The 17,830-nt window shown below is 70.1% G+C and carries 14 protein-coding genes and 1 pseudogene; 8 read left to right on the top strand and 7 right to left on the bottom strand.

Annotated features, from left to right (window positions below; translation table 11 throughout):
- Positions 1-117: 117 nt before the first annotated feature.
- Together ACFYW8_RS13295 and ACFYW8_RS13290 are read left to right on the top strand one after the other, a co-directional pair.
- A complete protein-coding gene (locus ACFYW8_RS13295) occupies positions 118-594 on the top strand; it encodes a hypothetical protein (protein WP_389072166.1) in 477 nt (158 codons plus the stop codon).
- 104 nt (positions 595-698) lie between these two features.
- A complete protein-coding gene (locus ACFYW8_RS13290) occupies positions 699-1,442 on the top strand; it encodes a hypothetical protein (protein ID WP_389072161.1) in 744 nt (247 codons plus the stop codon).
- 298 nt (positions 1,443-1,740) lie between these two features.
- Here ACFYW8_RS13290 and ACFYW8_RS13285 read toward each other — a convergent pair whose 3' ends face one another.
- Both ACFYW8_RS13285 and aspS read right to left on the bottom strand, forming a co-directional pair.
- A complete protein-coding gene (locus ACFYW8_RS13285; RefSeq protein ID WP_365869262.1) occupies positions 1,741-2,679 on the bottom strand; it encodes an intradiol ring-cleavage dioxygenase in 939 nt (312 codons plus the stop codon).
- 139 nt (positions 2,680-2,818) lie between these two features.
- Entirely contained in the window at positions 2,819-4,582 is a 1,764-nt protein-coding gene (gene aspS / locus ACFYW8_RS13280) for an aspartate--tRNA ligase (RefSeq protein WP_365869263.1), read from the bottom strand.
- Between the two features lie 168 nt (positions 4,583-4,750).
- Between aspS and ACFYW8_RS13275 the strand changes: the two genes are divergently transcribed.
- On the top strand, positions 4,751-7,147 hold the full coding sequence (locus ACFYW8_RS13275; protein ID WP_389072152.1) for a SpoIIE family protein phosphatase: 2,397 nt from the start codon (positions 4,751-4,753) through the stop codon (positions 7,145-7,147).
- Here the strand turns inward: ACFYW8_RS13275 and ACFYW8_RS13270 are convergent.
- From ACFYW8_RS13270 to ACFYW8_RS13260, 3 genes are all read right to left on the bottom strand, one after another.
- Entirely contained in the window at positions 7,072-8,163 is a 1,092-nt protein-coding gene (locus ACFYW8_RS13270) for an AI-2E family transporter (RefSeq protein WP_389072148.1), read from the bottom strand. The genes ACFYW8_RS13275 and ACFYW8_RS13270 overlap by 76 nt on opposite strands.
- Before the next feature lie 194 nt (positions 8,164-8,357).
- Positions 8,358-9,329, bottom strand: coding sequence for a pirin family protein (locus tag ACFYW8_RS13265; protein ID WP_389072143.1), 972 nt, complete (start codon positions 9,327-9,329; stop codon positions 8,358-8,360).
- Between the two features lie 230 nt (positions 9,330-9,559).
- Entirely contained in the window at positions 9,560-10,051 is a 492-nt protein-coding gene (locus ACFYW8_RS13260; protein ID WP_266760725.1) for an SseB family protein, read from the bottom strand.
- Positions 10,052-10,194: 143 nt separating this feature from the next.
- On the opposite strand from ACFYW8_RS13260, the gene ACFYW8_RS13255 reads away from it, so the two are divergent.
- The 5 genes from ACFYW8_RS13255 (at position 10,195) to ACFYW8_RS13235 (ending at position 15,420) form a co-directional block, all read left to right on the top strand.
- A complete protein-coding gene (locus ACFYW8_RS13255) occupies positions 10,195-12,021 on the top strand; it encodes an acyl-CoA dehydrogenase (protein ID WP_389072137.1) in 1,827 nt (608 codons plus the stop codon).
- Between the two features lie 174 nt (positions 12,022-12,195).
- Complete coding sequence (locus ACFYW8_RS13250) at positions 12,196-13,506, top strand: M18 family aminopeptidase (RefSeq protein WP_389072132.1); 1,311 nt, start codon at positions 12,196-12,198, stop codon at positions 13,504-13,506.
- A gap of 135 nt (positions 13,507-13,641) precedes the next feature.
- The gene (locus tag ACFYW8_RS13245; protein WP_365869269.1) at positions 13,642-13,887 is read left to right on the top strand and encodes a DUF6458 family protein; all 246 of its coding nucleotides are present in this window, start codon (positions 13,642-13,644) and stop codon (positions 13,885-13,887) included.
- 218 nt (positions 13,888-14,105) lie between these two features.
- Positions 14,106-15,203 (top strand): glycosyltransferase, encoded by a 1,098-nt coding sequence (locus ACFYW8_RS13240; protein WP_389072556.1) that lies wholly within the window; start codon positions 14,106-14,108, stop codon positions 15,201-15,203.
- Between the two features lie 49 nt (positions 15,204-15,252).
- Complete coding sequence (locus ACFYW8_RS13235; protein WP_365869270.1) at positions 15,253-15,420, top strand: hypothetical protein; 168 nt, start codon at positions 15,253-15,255, stop codon at positions 15,418-15,420.
- A 55-nt stretch (positions 15,421-15,475) separates the two neighbouring features.
- On the opposite strand, the pseudogene ACFYW8_RS13230 reads toward ACFYW8_RS13235, so the two are convergent.
- A pseudogene (locus ACFYW8_RS13230) lies at positions 15,476-17,338 on the bottom strand (thioredoxin-like domain-containing protein).
- Between the two features lie 73 nt (positions 17,339-17,411).
- Positions 17,412-17,822 (bottom strand): cupin domain-containing protein, encoded by a 411-nt coding sequence (locus ACFYW8_RS13225; RefSeq protein WP_389072122.1) that lies wholly within the window; start codon positions 17,820-17,822, stop codon positions 17,412-17,414.
- Between the last annotated feature and the right edge of the window lie 8 nt (positions 17,823-17,830).

Genomic DNA, 17,830 nt, shown 5'->3' with positions numbered 1-17,830 from the left:
GCGGCCGCATGGTGAAGACCCGGCAAAGAGCCGGGAAAGGGACCCTCTGTCCGGTCCCGTCGATCCGGAGTGGACCCCGGCGCCAGAAAGTCCTCGACCACCCGTATGGTTTCCGCCATGGCAGTCCCCGAGGTCATCCCGATCGCCTACGAACCGAAGCACCGCACCGAGACCATCGGCCGGTACGCGGACGGTCAGTTTTTGGCGTCGATCACGTACGCCTTCCCCGAAGGGTTCCGTCCCGACGACGGCTGGGAAGAGCACAAACGTCTTTACGTGGTGCTCCACACCTTCGACACCGAGGGCCGCTACCGCGACTCGGAGGTCTGGTGCGCCGGCACCTGGGCCGAACAGCAACGAGCCGCCCAGGGCGAATACTCGGTGCTGTCACGCGCCCGCGTCCACCTGGCGAAACTGCTGCGCAGCCTGCCCCGGCGCTCGTACACGGACATCGCGATACGCCCGTTCCAGCTCACCGTCGACGGCGTGCTGTTCGGCCTGCTGACCGGCGTGGACGAGGGCGAGGCCTGGGCAGAGCTGTACCCCGACCGCCTCGGCTTCGCCGAACCGTGGGACGGCACGTACGACATCTGAGCGGACCTCCCTTCCCGACGTGACCCTGACAAGCTTCCCGGGCCGTTAGCATCGGGTCCCTCGAGTCACGAGGGGCTGGGGCAAGAGTGCGGATACAGGTGCGGGTGCGGGGAAACAGGTGGCTGCTGGCGGGCGCGGCACTGACCGCGTGGGGGATCACCGCCTGCGCCGGTACGGGCGGGGGAACGCCCGGCTCCCCGGCGGCGAGCGGTTCACCCGGCGCCGCCTCGGCCACGTCCATCGCGCCGGGACCACCGCTCTCCGCCCAAGCCCTGAAATCCATCGCCCTCACCGGTGACGATGTGGCGGGCACCCCGTACGTCTCGCTGGACGATCGGTCACCCGACGACTCGGACAGCACCTTCCCGCCGGCCTCGGACGCCACCTGCCAGACGCTGCTCGACGCGGTCGACGCCACCGACGCATCGGTCGCCGTGGACGAGAGCATCAACTGGTTGGACAGCATCTGGCCCGGCGGTGCCACACTCGCCTCCTACCCGGGCACGGGAGCGGAGAACGCCTTCGACCGCGCCCGTACGTCACTGACCGCCTGCCACGACTTCACCGGCGTCGGCTTCACGGGGAAGTACACCGCGCACGTCGAGCCGGAGAAGATCCCCCGGCTCGGCGACGAGTCGATCGCCTTCCGGATCACCGTCCCGGTGAAACAGGCGCCCGACCTGCGCAGCGGCCGTCGTGTCTCCGTACGGAACGAGGAGCACATCCTCGTGAGAGTCGGGGGTGTCACCGGGTGCTTCACGATGCTGGCCATGGACCGCATCGACCGCTTCCCCCTGGCTCTCGTCGAAAGAGAAGTCGCCCGCATGGCAAAAGCCCAGCGCGCCTGACGAGCACCACTCCGCCGGGCAGGACGGTCACCCGGCGCGGCCCACCCGGAGCCGACGCAGCGTCAATCTCGGCGATACCCCCGCCGGCGAAAAATGGACGGAAATCTTGAGCTTCGTCACCTACTTCCCCGGCAGGGGAACCGTCCGCGAGACGGCCTATCTCGAGGGCAAGGCAGAAGGCAAGGCCGAAGGCGTGGCTGACGGAACAGGGCCCGGAACCAGCGGGTCCCGGGCCCCTTTCCTGTCAGGGAGTCGAGGGCCCGCTACCCGGTGTGTTCCGGGCCTGTGTGCCGAGAGGTCAGGACGCCGAGGCCGACGGGCTCGGCCCGGTGTCGGTGCTGTCGTGGGTCTCGTCCGGGGCGACGCCCAGCGTCAGCCGGCCGTGAACACCGCGGGCGATGTGCCTCTTGTCGTACGCGAGGTACAGGAGCCCGCCCTCGTGGCCGTTGTCCGGGTAGATCGTGTCCTCGTCCAGCGTCGTGCGGGTGGTGGTGTTCGTGGAGTACGGGGAGACCTCCGCCGACGCGAGGACCGCCTTCTCCGCGAAGAAGAGCTGGCCCGTGTGGCAGGTGTGGCCGCCCTCGTAGCCCGCGTCGGTCCAGGTGCCGTCCACATGGACCTTCACGTGGATGTGGACGCAGCGGCCCCGGTACCAGCCGGGGAAGACCGTCCTGAAGGTGACGTGGCCGTGCCGGTCGGTCCTCCAGGTGCCGCGCAGATACCGCTTGTCGTCGGTGGGCTCGGCATGCCCGCCACCGCCTCCCGGGGGAGGACCGGACGGGGGTTCACCGGTCGGGGTGCCGGACGGGACGTCCGTGGGCCCGCCCGACGGACCGCCGCCGCCACCGCCGTTGCTCATCGCCTCGTAGCCGGAGTACACACCCACCGCCGAGCAGTGCCAGATGTCCACCGCGGCGTTTTTGACGGGCTTGCAGGTCTCCGCGTCGATCACCTTGAGTTCGAGGGTCAGGGGGATGCCCTCCTGGTCCTCGGTGATGTCCTGACGGATCTTGTCCGCGTCGATGTAGTAGGGGCCCTCGGTGGTCTCCGAGGTCAGCGTGTAACAGGTCTCCGCAGCGGACACGGCCGTCGGGACGCCGGCCGTGGCCCCCTCCGCGAACGCGTTCACGGCGGCGGCGCCGCCCACGCCCACGGCCGCCACGGCCACTCCACCTGCGACGACGACTTTGCGCCGGGTCATGTTCCCTTGGTGCGCGGGTCCTTGGGTCTCAGTCATGCGCGGGACGGTAGGGAGGCGACCTGTCAGCAGCATGGGTGCGGGCTGTGGTTTCACACGTCACACGAGAATGGCCCGGAACCATCGCTGGTTCCGAGCCACTTCCGTGTGCGTCGCCTGCCGGGGACGCCGAGCCTGCCTACTTCGGCTGCGGCTTGCGCACCGTGAGGTGCAGTTCGCGCAGACGGGTCTCGTCCAGCTCCGTGGGCGCGCCCATCATCAGGTCCTGCGCGTTGCCGTTGAGCGGGAACGCGATCGTCTCGCGGATGTTCGGCTCGTCCGCGAGCAGCATGACGATGCGGTCGACGCCCGGGGCGATCCCGCCGTGCGGCGGGGCGCCGAAGCGGAACGCGCGCAGCATGCCGGCGAACTGCTCCTCGACGGTCTCCCGGTCGTAGCCCGCGATCTCGAAGGCCTTGAGCATGATCTCGGGCTCGTGGTTCCGGATCGCGCCGGAGGACAGCTCCACGCCGTTGCAGACGATGTCGTACTGCCAGCCGAGGATGTCCAGCGGGTCCTGGGTCTCCAGGGCCTCCAGACCGCCCTGCGGCATCGAGAACGGGTTGTGCGAGAAGTCGATCTTCCCGGTGTCCTCGTCCTTCTCGTACATCGGGAAGTCGACGATCCAGCAGAAGCGGAAGACGTTCTCCTCGAAGTTGCCCGAGCGCTTCGCGGCCTCGACCCGCACCGCGCCCATGATCTTCGAGACCTCGTCGAACTCGCCCGCGCCGAAGAACACCGCGTGACCGGCGGCCAGGGAGAGGCGCTTGGTCAGCTCGGCGACGTTGTCCTCGGTGAGGAACTTGGCGATCGGGCCGGTCAGCGAGCCGTCCTCGCCCACGCGCACCCAGGCCAGGCCCTTCGCGCCCTGCTCGACCGCGTAGTCACCGAGGCCGTCGAAGAACTTCCGGGTCTGGCCGGACACGTCCGGCACCGCCAGGGCGCGCACGTGCTTGCCCGCGAAGGCCTTGAACTCGGAGCCCTCGAAGATGTCGGTGATGTCGGTGAGTTCGAGCTGGGCCCGCAGGTCCGGCTTGTCGGAGCCGTACTTCAGCATCGACTCGCGGAACGGGATGCGCGGGAAGGGCGAGGTGACGTGACGGTCACCGCCGAACTCCTCGAACAGCTCCGTCATGAGCTTCTCGATGGGCTGGAACACGTCCTCCTGCTCGACGAAGGACATCTCCACGTCGAGCTGGTAGAACTCGCCCGGCGAACGGTCCGCACGCGCGTCCTCGTCACGGAAGCAGGGCGCGATCTGGAAGTAGCGGTCGAAGCCGGAGATCATCAGCAGCTGCTTGAACTGCTGCGGCGCCTGCGGGAGCGCGTAGAACTTGCCGGGGTTCAGCCGCGAGGGGACCACGAAGTCGCGCGCGCCCTCGGGGGAGGTGGCGCTGAGGATCGGGGTCGCCATCTCGTTGAAGCCCAGCGCCGTCATCTTGTGACGGATCGCCGAGATCACGGCCGTACGCAGCAGGATGTTGCGGTGCATGCGCTCGCGGCGCAGGTCGAGGAAGCGGTACTCCAGGCGCCGCTCCTCGTTGACCCCGTCCTCGGCGTTGATCGTGAACGGCAGCGGCGCGGCGGCGCCGAGCAGCTCGACCTCGCTCACCTCGACCTCGACCTCGCCGGTCGGCAGCTCCGGGTTCACGTTCTCCGTACCGCGCGAGACGACCTTGCCGTCGACGCGGACGGTCGACTCCTTCGAGACCTTGTCGAGGGCCTCGTAGGCGGCGGTGCCGGGGCGGGCGACGAGCTGCGTGATGCCGTAGTGGTCGCGCAGATCGATGAAGAGGATGCCACCCAGGTCTCGGCGATTGTGCAGCCAGCCGCTCAGCCGGACGTCGCTGCCGACGTCAGAGGCGCGGAGCTCGCCGCAGGTGTGGGACCTGTACCGATGCATCGTCGTTTCATCCAGTCTTCGCGGATTGAGGGCGTGTTTCACGTGAAACACCCCCAGGGTACCGGGCAGCCCAGGATCACCTCCCCATCATTGACCGCTCCGCCACCGCCCGGCGCCCTGGACCGGCATCGGTGGCAGGCACCGATCACCTGTTCCTACAGTGGGCGCATGCGCACTGGTGAGCCCCTGCCCTCCGTGGGGGACGTCCTGGCCACTCTCGCGACCGGTGTGTGGCGCTGGGACAACGCCGCGGGCCTCGTCATTTTCGACGCGGAGGCCGCACGGCTCATCGGTATGCCCGCGAAGCTGACCACGCTCTCCGAGGCGGGCGCGCGCTCCCACATCCATCCCGTCGACTGGAACGAGATGGACGGCGTCGTGAACCTCGCGGTGGCCGAGGGCACGCTCGCCGAGGCCCGGATGCGGATCATGGACGAACACGGCCGGGTGCTCCGCACGGTCCGCAGCCGCTCCAGGCCCGTCATCGACCCCGAGACCGGGCATTACGAGCTGATCGGCACCCTCCAGGAGGTCAGCGAGCAGCCCCCGGACGCCGCCGCTCGCACCCCTGTCACCGGCGACTGGCGCCGCTCGCGGGAGGCCTTCCTGCTGGACGCGGGACGGGCGCTGGCCGAGGCGCGGTCCACCTCGGAGGTACTGCGGGTGGCGGCGGGGCTGTCGATGCCCGGCTTCTCGCCGGACGGACTCGCCGTGTTCGGCGCGGAGGCCGACCGGCTGACGATCATCGGCCATCACGGGCATCAGCCGGGCGACGAGGACCCCTTCTCGCACATGTCGCTGACCACGGACTATCCGGCCGCCGAGGTCGTCCGTACGGGCCGTGCGGTCTACCTCTCCTCCCCCGACGACTACAAGGACCGCTACCCGGCGTCCTGGCCGCTGGCCCAGCGCTTCGGGCGGCAGTCGTGGGCGTTCCTGCCGCTCACCGTCGCCGGCAGCACCATGGGCGCGTGGATGGCCGCGTTCACGTATCCCGTCACCTTCACGCCCGACGAGCGCTCGGTCCTCACGACCGTCGCCCGCATGCTCGCTCAGGCCCTCTCGCGCGCCGGAGCCGCCGAGACCGAGCGGGAGCTGACCGACGGCCTCCAGCGCTCGATGATGCCGACGCTCGGCCCGCAGATGCCGGGCATGAGCGTCGCCGCCCGCTACGTACCGACCGGCGGCGGCCTCCAGGTCGGCGGCGACTGGTACGACATGATCCCGCTGCCGGCCGGCCGCTACGCCCTGGTCATCGGCGACGTGCAGGGCCACGACGTCCGCGCGGCCGGGCTGATGGGCCAGCTCCGGATCGCCCTGCGCGCTTACGCCTCCGAGGGCCACCGCCCCGACGCGGTGCTGTCACGGGCCTCGCGCTTCCTCTACGGGGTCACCGACTCGGTGACCTACGGGTCGAGCGGTGGCGCCGACGGGGGCGAGGACCCGGCGGACCCCGCCGATGTGCGTTTCGCGACCTGTCTGTACGTCGAGGTCGACCCGGCGACCGGCACGCTCGACATCGCCCGCGCCGGACACCCCGACCCCGCGATACGCATGGCGGACGGGACCGTGCTGATGCGGCCCACGGCGGGCGGGCTGCCGCTCGGGATCGACCCGGACGCCGACTACCCGACCACCCGGCTCGTCCTGGAGCGGGGCGAGACCATGCTGGTCTGCACCGACGGACTCATCGAGACCGGCGGCCACGACCTCGACACCGGCTGGCGTCGCATCCGCCGGACGCTCGAATCCCACGACGGCGACATGGAGGCGCTCGCCGACGCGCTCGTCCAGGCCGTACACGGGCCCTCCTCCCACCACACCACCGGTCCACTGGCCGACCGGCGCGAGGACGACATAGCGGTGCTTCTGCTGTCGCGGCTGGGCATGGAGAGCGGCTACGACGACACGGCCCCGACCGTACGGCCGATGACGCGCCGCACGATGCTGACCGTGGCGCAGGCCGAGCCGGACCGGATCGCGGACGCCCGCCAGCAGCTGCGCGAGCTCCTGCACGACTGGGCCTCCGCGGACCAGCTCGACTCCGCGGTCCTGCTCGTCTCCGAGATGGTCACCAACGTCCTCGTGCACACCGACGCCGACGCGCTGCTCGTCGCCGAGGTGACGGGCGAGCCGGGCAAGCGGCGGATGCGGGTCGAGGTCACCGACGGCAGCGACGATCTGCCGCACCGCCGCCATCCGGGGGAACTGGCCTCGTCCGGGCGCGGACTGGTCCTCGTCGAGATGCTCGCCGACGCCTGGGGGGTGGACCCGCGGGGCGAGGGCAAGAGCATCTGGTTCGAGTTCTCCGAGGCCCCGGACACGGATCCCGGCGAACCCGGGACCCCGGACGACTCCGCGCCGCTCAACGCTTGGCAGGCGCTCGGGGAGGACACGGACTTCGGCGAACCGGTGGTCGCGGGCACCGCGGCCGGCTCACCCTCCAAGAACGGCTCCGGCGTCGCGGACGGCCATGGCGGCTCCGACCGCTACGAGTCCTCGGACGGCCCCGGTGCCCCCGGCACTCCGGGGAATCCCGGCGCCACCGACCCCTCCGGCGCGTAACGCAAGCGGAGTTCGTGCACCACGCCGAAGGCCGCCGCCGTCAGCGGTACGGCGAGCAGCATGCCGAGGACACCCGCGACGGACGCGCCCGCCGTGATCGCGAGCAGGACCACCGCCGGGTGCATCTGCACCTGCCGGCTCTGGATCATCGGCTGGAGGCCGTATCCCTCCAGCATCTGGATCGCGAGCACGAGCCCGAGCGTCCACAGGGCGATGACGAACCCCCGGTCGGCGAGCGCGACCAGGACGGCCACCGCGCCGGAGAGGAACGCGCCGAGATACGGGATGTACGCCCCCACGAAGACCAGCGCGCCGAGCCCGACGGCGCCCGGGACGCGCAGGACCAGGAGTCCGACGGTGATGCAGAGGGCGTCGATGAGCGCGATGATCGTCGTCCCGCGCATGAAGCCCTCGACGGCCGCGTAGGCGCGCCGGGCCATGGCCTCGACGACGTCGGCGGTCCCCCGGGGCGCGAGCGACCGCAGTGATCCGGCCACCCTGTGCGAGTCGCGCAGGAAGAAGAACACGAGCAGCAGGGCGAGGAAACCCATGGCGAGGGTCTCGGCCACGACGCTGACGCCGCTGACGACGTTGGACGCGGCCGTGCCGCCGAACCTGGCCAGCAGGTCCTTGGAGTTGGCGGCGATGTCGTCGAGCGAGGTGCCCGCCGCGCCGAAGTGCTCGGCGACGGAACGCGAGGCCTGCCGGAGCGAGGACGCGATCTGGGCGCCGGTGTGGAAGAGCGCGGCGACGACGACGTAGACGGCGCCGCCGACCACGACGGCCACCGCGACGCACGTCAGGGCGGCGGCGAGCGAGCGGTTGATCCGTGCCTTGACCATCCGCCGGTACAGCGGCCCGAGCAGGGCGGTGCCGAGCAGCGCGAGCAGCACCGGAACCACCGCCGTACGGAACTCCGCGCACAACAGGATCCCCACCCATCCCACCCCGGCGGCCAGCAGGATCACGACACACCAGGCCGCCAGCCGCCGGGCACCCTCTGGGAGTAGCTGCACCCTTCCAGCTGACCATGCGTCAGCCGAACCGGCGCCCGGGAAAGCCCGAACGGGGGAGTTCCCGGGAGAGTCCCGGTAGAGCGCGCGAAAAAGCCCCGTCCGGTACGCGCGGTACGGCGGACGGGGCTTCTCCGTGCTCAGTCGTTCACGAGGCCTCGGGGTGCCGAAGGACCCGGAAGGATCCCGGGGCCGGTCTACAGCCCGCCCTCCGACATCCCGTGCACCGCCGGGATCGTCCCCAGGCGGCCCTTCTGGAAGTCCTCGAAGGCCTGCTGGAGCTCTTCGCGGGTGTTCATCACGAACGGGCCGTAGTGGGCCATCGGCTCACGGATCGGCCGACCCCCGAGGAGGACGACCTCCAGGTCCGGCGTGTTGGAGTCCTGCTTGTCGTCCGCGCGGACGGTCAGCGTGGAACCCGCGCCGAACACGGCCGTCTGGCCGGTGTGGACCGGACGGCGGTCCGCGCCCACGCTGCCGCGCCCGGCGAGGACGTACGCGAGGCCGTTGAAGTCCTCGCGCCACGGCAGGGTGATCTCGGCGCCGGGCCGCAGCGTCGCGTGGACCATGGTGATCGGGGTGTGCGTGATGCCCGGGCCCTGGTGGCCGTCGAGCTCACCGGCGATGACGCGCAGGAGCGCGCCGCCGTCCGGGGTGCTGAGCAGCTGCACCGTGCCGCCCCTGATGTCCTGGTACCTCGGGGCCATCATCTTGTCCTTGGCCGGCAGGTTCACCCACAGCTGGAGCCCGTGGAAGAGTCCGCCCGACGTCACGAGGTGCTCCGGCGGGGCCTCGATGTGGAGCAGACCGGACCCGGCCGTCATCCACTGCGTGTCGCCGTTGGTGATCGTGCCGCCGCCACCGTTGGAGTCCTGGTGGTCGAAGATGCCGTCGATGATGTAGGTCACGGTCTCGAAGCCGCGGTGCGGGTGCCAGGGGGTGCCTTTCGGCTCGCCCGGCGCATACTCCACCTCACCCATCTGGTCCATCATGATGAACGGGTCGAGGTGCTTGTAATTGATCCCGGCGAACGCGCGCCGGACCGGGAAACCCTCGCCCTCGAAGCCACTGGGCGCGGTCGTCACGGCCACCACGGGACGCTCCACACCGTCGGCGGGCGCGGCCACTCGGGGCAGGGCCAGCGGGTTCTCGACAGTCACTGCGGGCATGTCGGTACCTCCTTGTGTTTCGAGTTTAGTTGAGAGTTGAACTTTCTATCACCCGTAACGACGCGCGCCCGGAGGGCATTCCCTCCGGGCGTCACGGGTTGGCGTCACGGGTTCATGGGGCGTTCCGGCCATGCGGACGTCGGGGCACCCGCCCCGCCCGCGGCGGCCGCACAGGCGGCCCAGCGGCCCGTCAGCCGCATACGCGGCAGGTCGGCCGCATACGCGGTCCGTCAGCCGTACATACGGCGCATCGCGAAGTCCACCATCTGCTCCACGGCCTTCGCGTCGAAGACCATCCGGTGCTCGCCCTCCATGTCGATCACGAAGCCGTAGCCCGTGGGCAGCAGGTCGATCACCTCGGCTCCGGTGATCACGAAGTACTTGGACTCCTTGCCCGCGTACCGGCGCAGTTCCTTGAGCGAGGTGAACATCGGGATGACAGGCTGCTGGGTGTTGTGCAGCGCCAGGAATCCGGGGTTGTCCCCGCGCGGGCAGTACACCTTCGACGTGGCGAAGACCTGCTGGAAGTCCTCGGCGGCCATGGACCCCGTGGTGAACGCGCGGACCGCGTCCGGAAGGGACGGCGGGGACGGCTCGGGATACAGGGGCGGCTGCTGGCCGTACCCGCCCGGCATCTGTCCGCCAGGCATCTGGCCGGGCATCTGCTGCTGCGGCGGGACGTACCCCTGCTGGGCGCCCGCGTTCTGCTCGTAGCCGTACATGCGTCAAAGAGTAGTGGGCCACATATGGCCCACCCGGGGTTGCTTCTTATTACTGACGGGTAGCATCATCGAAGCTACTTGTTGGTACGTGAACCAGATGCGAGGAGTCAGTGCCTCGCCGATCCCTTAACGGAGCCGTCGCCATGGGGCATTACAAGTCGAATCTCCGCGACATCGAGTTCAACCTCTTCGAGGTGCTCGGGCGCGACAAGCTGTACGGCACCGGCCCGTTCGCGGAGATGGACACGGACACCGCCAAGAGCATCCTGGAGGAGCTGACCCGCCTCTCGGAGAACGAGCTGGCCGAGTCCTTCGTGGATGCCGACCGCAACCCGCCGGTCTTCGACCCCGAGACCAACACGGCGCCGGTCCCGGCTTCCTTCAAGAAGTCGTACAAGGCGTTCATGGACTCCGAGTACTGGCGCCTCGGCGTGCCCGAGGAGATCGGCGGCTCCACCGCGCCCCGCTCCCTGATCTGGGCGTACGCGGAGCTGATCCTCGGCGCGAACCCGGCGGTCTGGATGTACTCCAGCGGCCCCGCGTTCGCGGGCATCCTCTTCGAGGAGGGCAACGAGGTCCAGAAGCACATCGCCACGATGGCCGTGGAGAAGCGGTGGGGCTCCACCATGGTGCTCACCGAGCCGGACGCCGGCTCCGACGTGGGCGCGGGCCGCACCAAGGCGGTCCGGCAGGAGGACGGCTCCTGGCACATCGAGGGCGTGAAGCGCTTCATCACCTCGGGTGAGCACGACATGGAGGAGAACATCCTCCACTACGTCCTGGCCCGCCCCGAGGGCGCCGGCCCCGGCACCAAGGGCCTGTCCCTCTTCCTCGTCCCGAAGTACGAGTTCGACTTCGAGACCGGCGAGCTGGGCGAGCGCAACGGCGTGTACGCGACGAACGTCGAGCACAAGATGGGCCTCAAGGCGTCCAACACGTGCGAGATGACCTTCGGCGACCGCCACCCCGCCAAGGGCTGGCTGATCGGCGACAAGCACGACGGCATCCGCCAGATGTTCCGCATCATCGAGTTCGCCCGCATGATGGTCGGCACGAAGGCGATCTCCACCCTTTCGACCGGCTACCTGAACGCGCTGGAGTACGCCAAGGAGCGCGTCCAGGGTCCCGACCTCGCGGAGTTCATGGACAAGGCCGCGCCCAAGGTCACCATCACGCACCACCCGGACGTGCGCCGCTCGCTGATGACGCAGAAGGCGTACGCCGAGGGCATGCGCGCCCTGGTGCTGCACACCGCCGCGATCCAGGACGAGATCCAGGTCAAGGAGGCCGCCGGCGAGGACGGCGCCGCCCTCGAGGCCCTGAACGACCTCCTCCTGCCGATCGTGAAGGGCTACGGCTCCGAGAAGGGCTACGAGCTGCTCGCCCAGTCGCTCCAGATCTTCGGCGGCTCCGGCTTCCTGCAGGAGTACCCGATCGAGCAGTACATCCGCGACGCCAAGATCGACACCCTGTACGAGGGCACCACCGCGATCCAGGGCCAGGACTTCTTCTTCCGGAAGATCGTCCGCAACCAGGGCGCGGCCCTGAACACCCTCGCCGAGGACATCAAGAAGTTCCTGGCGCTCGGCACGGGCGGCGAGGAGCTGTCCGCCGCCCGCGAGCTGCTCGCCAAGGCGGCCGTCGAGCTGGAGGCCATCGTCGGCCTGATGCTGACCGACCTCGCGGCCACCGAGCAGGACGTCAAGAACATCTACAAGGTGGGCCTCAACACCACCCGCCTCCTGATGGCCTCCGGCGACGTGGTCGTCGGCTACCTGCTGCTGCGCGGTGCCGCCGTCGCCGCCGAGAAGCTGGAGACCGCCTCCGCCAGGGACAAGGCGTTCTACACCGGCAAGATCGCGGCCGCGAAGTTCTTCGCCGCCAACGTGCTGCCGGGCGTCACCGGTGCCCGCAAGCTCGCCGAGGTCGTCGACCTGGACCTCATGGAGCTGGACGAGGCCGCCTTCTAGGACACGCCGCAAGGGGCCGCCGACCCCGCGGAATCCGGCGGAACCCGGCGGACACCCGACGGCGGACCTGCCCACCGGGTCAGGTGTCCCAAGGTGTCCACCCTTCACATCCCCCTTACGAGGGCCCGCTCCCAACCCCGGGAGCGGGCCCTCGTGCGTCGTTAAGGTGAACCCATGAGTGCACCCACCCGCTTCGATCGCGGCCACACCGACGACCTCATGTCCTTCCTCGCGGCGAGCCCGACGCCGTACCACGCCGTGGCGAGTGCCGCCGAGCGGCTGGAGAAGGCCGGATTCCGTCAGGTCGCCGAGACCGACGCGTGGGAGGGCACCAGCGGCGGGAAGTACGTGCTGCGCGGAGGGGCCGTCATCGCCTGGTACGTGCCGGAGGGCGCCGAACCGCACACTCCGTTCCGGATCATCGGCGCGCACACCGACTCCCCGAACCTGCGGGTCAAGCCCCTGCCGGACACCGGCGCGCACGGCTGGCGGCAGGTGGCCGTGGAGATCTACGGCGGGCCGCTGCTGAACTCCTGGCTCGACCGGGACCTGGGCCTGGCCGGACGCCTGTCGCTGCGGGACGGCTCGACCCGGCTGGTCAACATCGACCGCGCCCTGCTGCGCGTGCCCCAGCTCGCCATTCACCTGGACCGGTCCGTCAGCAGCGACGGACTCAAGCTCGACAAGCAGCGGCACCTCCAGCCCGTCTGGGGACTCGGCGACACCCGCGACGGCGATCTGATCTCCTTCCTGGAGGAGGAGTCCGGGCTGCCCGCGGGCGAGGTCACCGGCTGGGATCTGATGACCCACTCCATCGAACCCCCCTCCTATCTGGGCCGCGACAAGGAGCTGCTCGCCGGGCCGCGCATGGACAACCTGCTGTCCGTGCACGCCGCCACGGCCGCGCTGGCCGCGGTCACGGCGGCCGACTCCGGGCTCTCGTACATCCCGGTCCTCGCCGCCTTCGACCACGAGGAGAACGGTTCGCAGAGCGACACCGGCGCCGACGGGCCGCTGCTCGGCGGTGTGCTGGAACGTTCCGTCTTCGCCCGCGGCGGCTCCTACGAAGACCGGGCGCGCGCCTTCGCCGGCACCATCTGCCTGTCCTCCGACACCGGCCACGCCGTGCACCCCAACTACGCCGAGCGGCACGACCCGACGCACCACCCGCGCGCCAACGGCGGTCCCATCCTCAAGGTGAACGTCAACAACCGCTACGCCACGGACGGTTCGGGCCGCGCCGTGTTCGCCGCCGCCTGCGACAAGGCCGGCGTTCCCGTCCAGTCCTTCGTCTCCAACAACTCGATGCCCTGCGGCACCACCATCGGCCCCATCACGGCGGCCCGGCACGGCATCAAGACGGTCGACATCGGCGTGGCCATCCTCTCCATGCACAGCGCCCGCGAACTCTGCGGCTCCGACGACCCGTTCCTGCTGGCCAACGCGCTGGTGGCGTTCCTGGAGAGCCAACCCCCCACCGCGTGAGGGCGGTTCGGCACGCCACCGCGAGGAACGGCGGGCCGAGACGTGAGGGATCGCCTCCGCATGGCTCGCGGGGTCCCGGGTACCCGGAACGGGCCCGGAATGACTCCGCGTTGCTACTTCAAGGAGGCGACACCCATGGGCCTGGGCGGATGCATCATCCTGATCGCCGCAGGGGCGATTCTCACGTTCGCGACCGACTGGCACATGCAGGGGGTCGACCTTCACGTGGTCGGCGTGATCCTCATGATCGCCGGACTGATCGGTGTGGCGAGCTTCGGCAGCATCGCCAGGCGCAGGCGCGTGGTCGTACCGCCGAGCGCGACCGTCGTGGAGGACGAGCGACACCACCGGAACGGCTATTCCGACGGCTACGGCATATGAGCCACATCACGAACTAGGGATATTTCAGGGGCGAATAAGGACAATACGTGACAGAAGGCACCCTTCGGCCATCTGTCAAAATGTGCCCATATCGTGAAGAATTGTCACTCCTGAGGCCATAACGGGCCAGACAATCCTTCACGATATGGGAGTCCGCTGTGCACGGTCCGACACTGTCCGGCGGTCTCTCCGCCGACGCAGGCGCGAGTGGCTCGCTGATCCCCCGTCCGCGGCGCCACGCCGCCGACGAGGAACCGGCCGACGGTCCCCGTCTCGTGGTGCTGATCCCGGCCCACAACGAGCAGGACCGCATAGCCGCCGCCATCGACGGACTGTGGCAGCAGACCCGGCGTCCCGACCTGATCGTGGTGGTGGCCGACAACTGCACCGACGACACCGCCACCGTGGCCGCCGCCCACGGCGCCCAGGTCTTCCACAGCGAGGGCAACACCCACAAGAAGGCCGGAGCCCTCAACCAGGCCATCGCCTGGACGCTGCCCCGTCTCGACGACCACGACCTGTTGCTGGTCCAGGACGCGGACACCGTCCTGAACCCCAGGTTCGTCGAGACCGCCCTCGCCACCTTCAGCCACGAGGTCGGCGCCGTCGGCGGCGTCTTCTACGGCGAGGCGGGCGGCGGATTCCTCGGCCAGCTCCAGCGCATGGAGTTCCACCGCTACGCCTGGGAGCTGGAACGCACCGGCGGCAAGGCCCAGGTACTCACCGGCACCGGAACGGTGTTCCGGGCCCAGGTGCTGCGCGAGGTGCGCGCCGCCCGCCTCTCCGGCCGGATCGGCGGCGGCACCAGCTACTACAGCCTGGCCTCGCTCACCGAGGACGACGAGATGACCAAGGCCGTCAAGACCCTCGGCTACCGGGCCATGTCCCCGGCCGGCTGCGCGGTCACCACCGAGGTCATGACCACCCTGCCCAAGCTGTGGCACCAGCGGCTGCGCTGGCAGCGGGGCGCCCTGGAGAACCTCCGCGACTACGGCTGGACCCGGGTCACCGCCCGCTACTTCCTGCAGCAGTTCCTGATGGGCTTCGGCGCGCTGGCCTTGTTCGTCTACCTCACCTACATGGCCGCGTACACGACGTTGTACGGCTGGCCCGGCCTCTCGCCGTTCTGGACGGCGATCGGCCTGATCTTCTTCGTCGAGAAGACCGTCTCCGTACGCCGCGCCGGACCCCGGGCCGTTCTGGTGGCCGCGCTGCTGATCCCGGAGATGCTCTACGACATGTTCCAGCACGCCGTCTACTTCACCTCGCTGTGGGGTCTGATGCGCCGCAGCGAGGAGAAGTGGGTGGCAACGTGAGCCGCCCTCCCCTTCGTCCCACCGCAAGAGCACGCCAAGGAGAACGACCATGTACATGAAATTGATGAGTGCCAGCACCGCCGGAGCGGGCGGGGCCGCGGTGGCCTCCACCGGGGGGACGTGGATGAACAACATGGCGCTGGTCGTGGCCGCCACCACGCTGGTGGCGGCCTGCATGGCCGTGTTCAAACTGACGCCGCGCCGACGCGGGCGCTGAGCCGACGGGCACCCCGAACGGTCAGGCACCCCGAACGGTCGGACGCCCCGAACGGTCAGGCGCCCTCAACGGTCTCCCGGTCGTCCATGCCCGCGAGGACCAGGGGCAACCGGTCCGCACCGCCTTCGGAGAGGCGCACCGGCACACCCCAGTCCTGCTGGTGGACATGGCACGCCGGGTACTCGTTGTCCGGATCGTCGTCGCAGGAAGCGGCCATCGCCGACACGTGCAGCACACCCTCCGGGACAGCCGGGTTCAGCTCGACCGTCCGTGAGAGATCGGTGCCGGCTCCCTCGCCCGCGAGCAGCAGCTCCGGCGGGGTGGCGGAGACGAGCAGCCGGGTGGAGGGGCCGTACCGGGTGTCCAGCTTCTGTCCCGCCGGGGCCTGGAAGATCACGTCCAACCGGACGGTTCCCGGGGCGACATCGGTGGCCGCGCGCTGGGTCCGATGCGCGACCGACGCCACCCGTACGGCCTCCTCGGGCAGCCGCAGCCGGGTCAGCCGGTGCCCGGCGGACTCCACCACCACGATGTCGTCCCCGACGAGCACGGCGTCGCTCGGCTCCCGCAGATCCGTGGCCAGCGTGGTCACCTCACCCGTCGCCGGGTCGTAGCGGCGCAGCGCGTGGTTGTACGTGTCGCTGACCGCGACCGAGCCGTCGGGCAGCGCGGTGACGCCCAACGGATGCTAGAGCAGCGCCTGTCCGGCGGCCCCGTCGCGGTGCCCGAAGTCGAAGAGCCCGGTGCCGACGGCGGTGCGCACGGTCCCGTCCCGGTCGACCCAGCGCAGTGCCGAGGTCTCGGAGTCGGCCAGCCAGAGCCGGTCCTCGGTCGCGGCGAGCCCCGACGGCTGCGCGAACCAGGCCTCGGGCCCCGGCCCGTCGACCAGCCCCTCGTTCGTCGTGCCCGCGGCGACCCCGACGGTCTCCGCGGCCGGGTCGTACGTCCACAACTGGTGCACACCCGCCATGGCGATCCAGACCTTCCCGCCGAACAGGGCCACGTCCCACGGCGAGGACAGATCGACCTCGCGCGCCGGTCCCGACGTCGGCGATCCCTGCCACCACTGGCGGCCGGTGCCCGCGAGGGTGCTGACCGCGCCGGTCGCCAGATCGACCCGGCGCAGCGCGTGGTTCACGGTGTCCGCGACGACGACCGCGCCCTCGTCGAGCAGCGCGAGCCCCTGCGGCTCGCTGAACCCCGCCTCCTCGGCACCGCCGTCCGCGAAGCCCCGCACGCCGGATCCGATACGCCGTACGACGGTCTCGGCGTCCTCCGCCAGCTCCACCAGCTGATGCCGGGTCGTGTCGCTGACCAGCAGATTTCCGCCGGGCAGGGCGAGCGCCTTGCCCGGGAAGCGCAGCACGGTCGGCTCGGGCTCGGGCGCCACGTACGGCCCGTCACCGCGCCGCAGGGTGCCCTTCGCCTCGTGCTCGGCCGCCAGCTCCTCCACCAGCCGCTCGATGGCGTGCGCATGCCCCTCACCGGCGTGCTGGGCGACGACGTACCCCTCGGGATCGATCACCACGAGCGTCGGCCAGGCCCGCACGGCGTACTGCTTCCAGGTCGCGAGCTCCGGGTCGTCGAGAACCGGGTGCTCCACCCCGTACCGCTCCACGGCGTCGACGACCGCCTGATGCTCAGCCTCGTGCACGAACTTCGGCGAGTGCACCCCGATGATCACCACGGTGTCCCGGTGCTTCTCCTCCAACTCCCGCAACTCGTCCAGGACGTGCAGACAGTTGATGCAGCAGAAGGTCCAAAAATCGAGCAGAACAACGCGCCCTCGCAGGTCGGCGAGGGTGTACTGCTGGTCTCCCGTGTTCAGCCAGCCCCCCTTGCCGATCAGCTCGGGGGCGCGGACGCGGGCACGACGGCGGGCGGGGGTCGACGCGGCTGCCTGGGCGGAGTCGTTCATGGATCAAGGGTGCCACCCGGCACCGGCAACCGGCCGGGCGGTGGCCGCCACGGTCCGGCCGAAGGCGTCGTCGTCAGTCCAGGTCATGGCCCGTCGTAGCGTCCACATGGGCCGGGACCTCGTCGTGGCGGTCGCCGACGGTGAGGGTGCCGGTGGGTTCGAAGAGGAGGATCGCGGCGCCGCCGGGGGCGGACGGCTTGTGCTCGGTTCCGCGCGGGACGGTGTAGACGGAGCCCTTGGGGAGGACGACGGTCCGCTCACCGGCCGGTTCCCGGAGCGCGATGGTCAGCTCACCCTCCAGGACCAGGAAGAACTCGTCCGTGTGATCGTGCACGTGCCAGACGTGCTCGCCCTCGACCTTCGCGACGCGCACGTCGTAGTCGTTGACGGCCGTCACGATGCGGGGGCTCCACAGGTCGGTGAAGGAGGTGAGGGCGGCGGCGAGGGAGACGGGTTCGCCGCGTCGGGCGGATTCGCTGGTCATGCGCTCAT

It is taken from the genome of Streptomyces sp. NPDC002742 (assembly GCF_042888885.1).
In the GTDB taxonomy this organism is placed as follows: domain Bacteria; phylum Actinomycetota; class Actinomycetes; order Streptomycetales; family Streptomycetaceae; genus Streptomyces.
The sequence above is the reverse complement of the archived record's forward strand: the minus strand, read 5'-3'. Positions and strand labels throughout refer to the sequence as shown.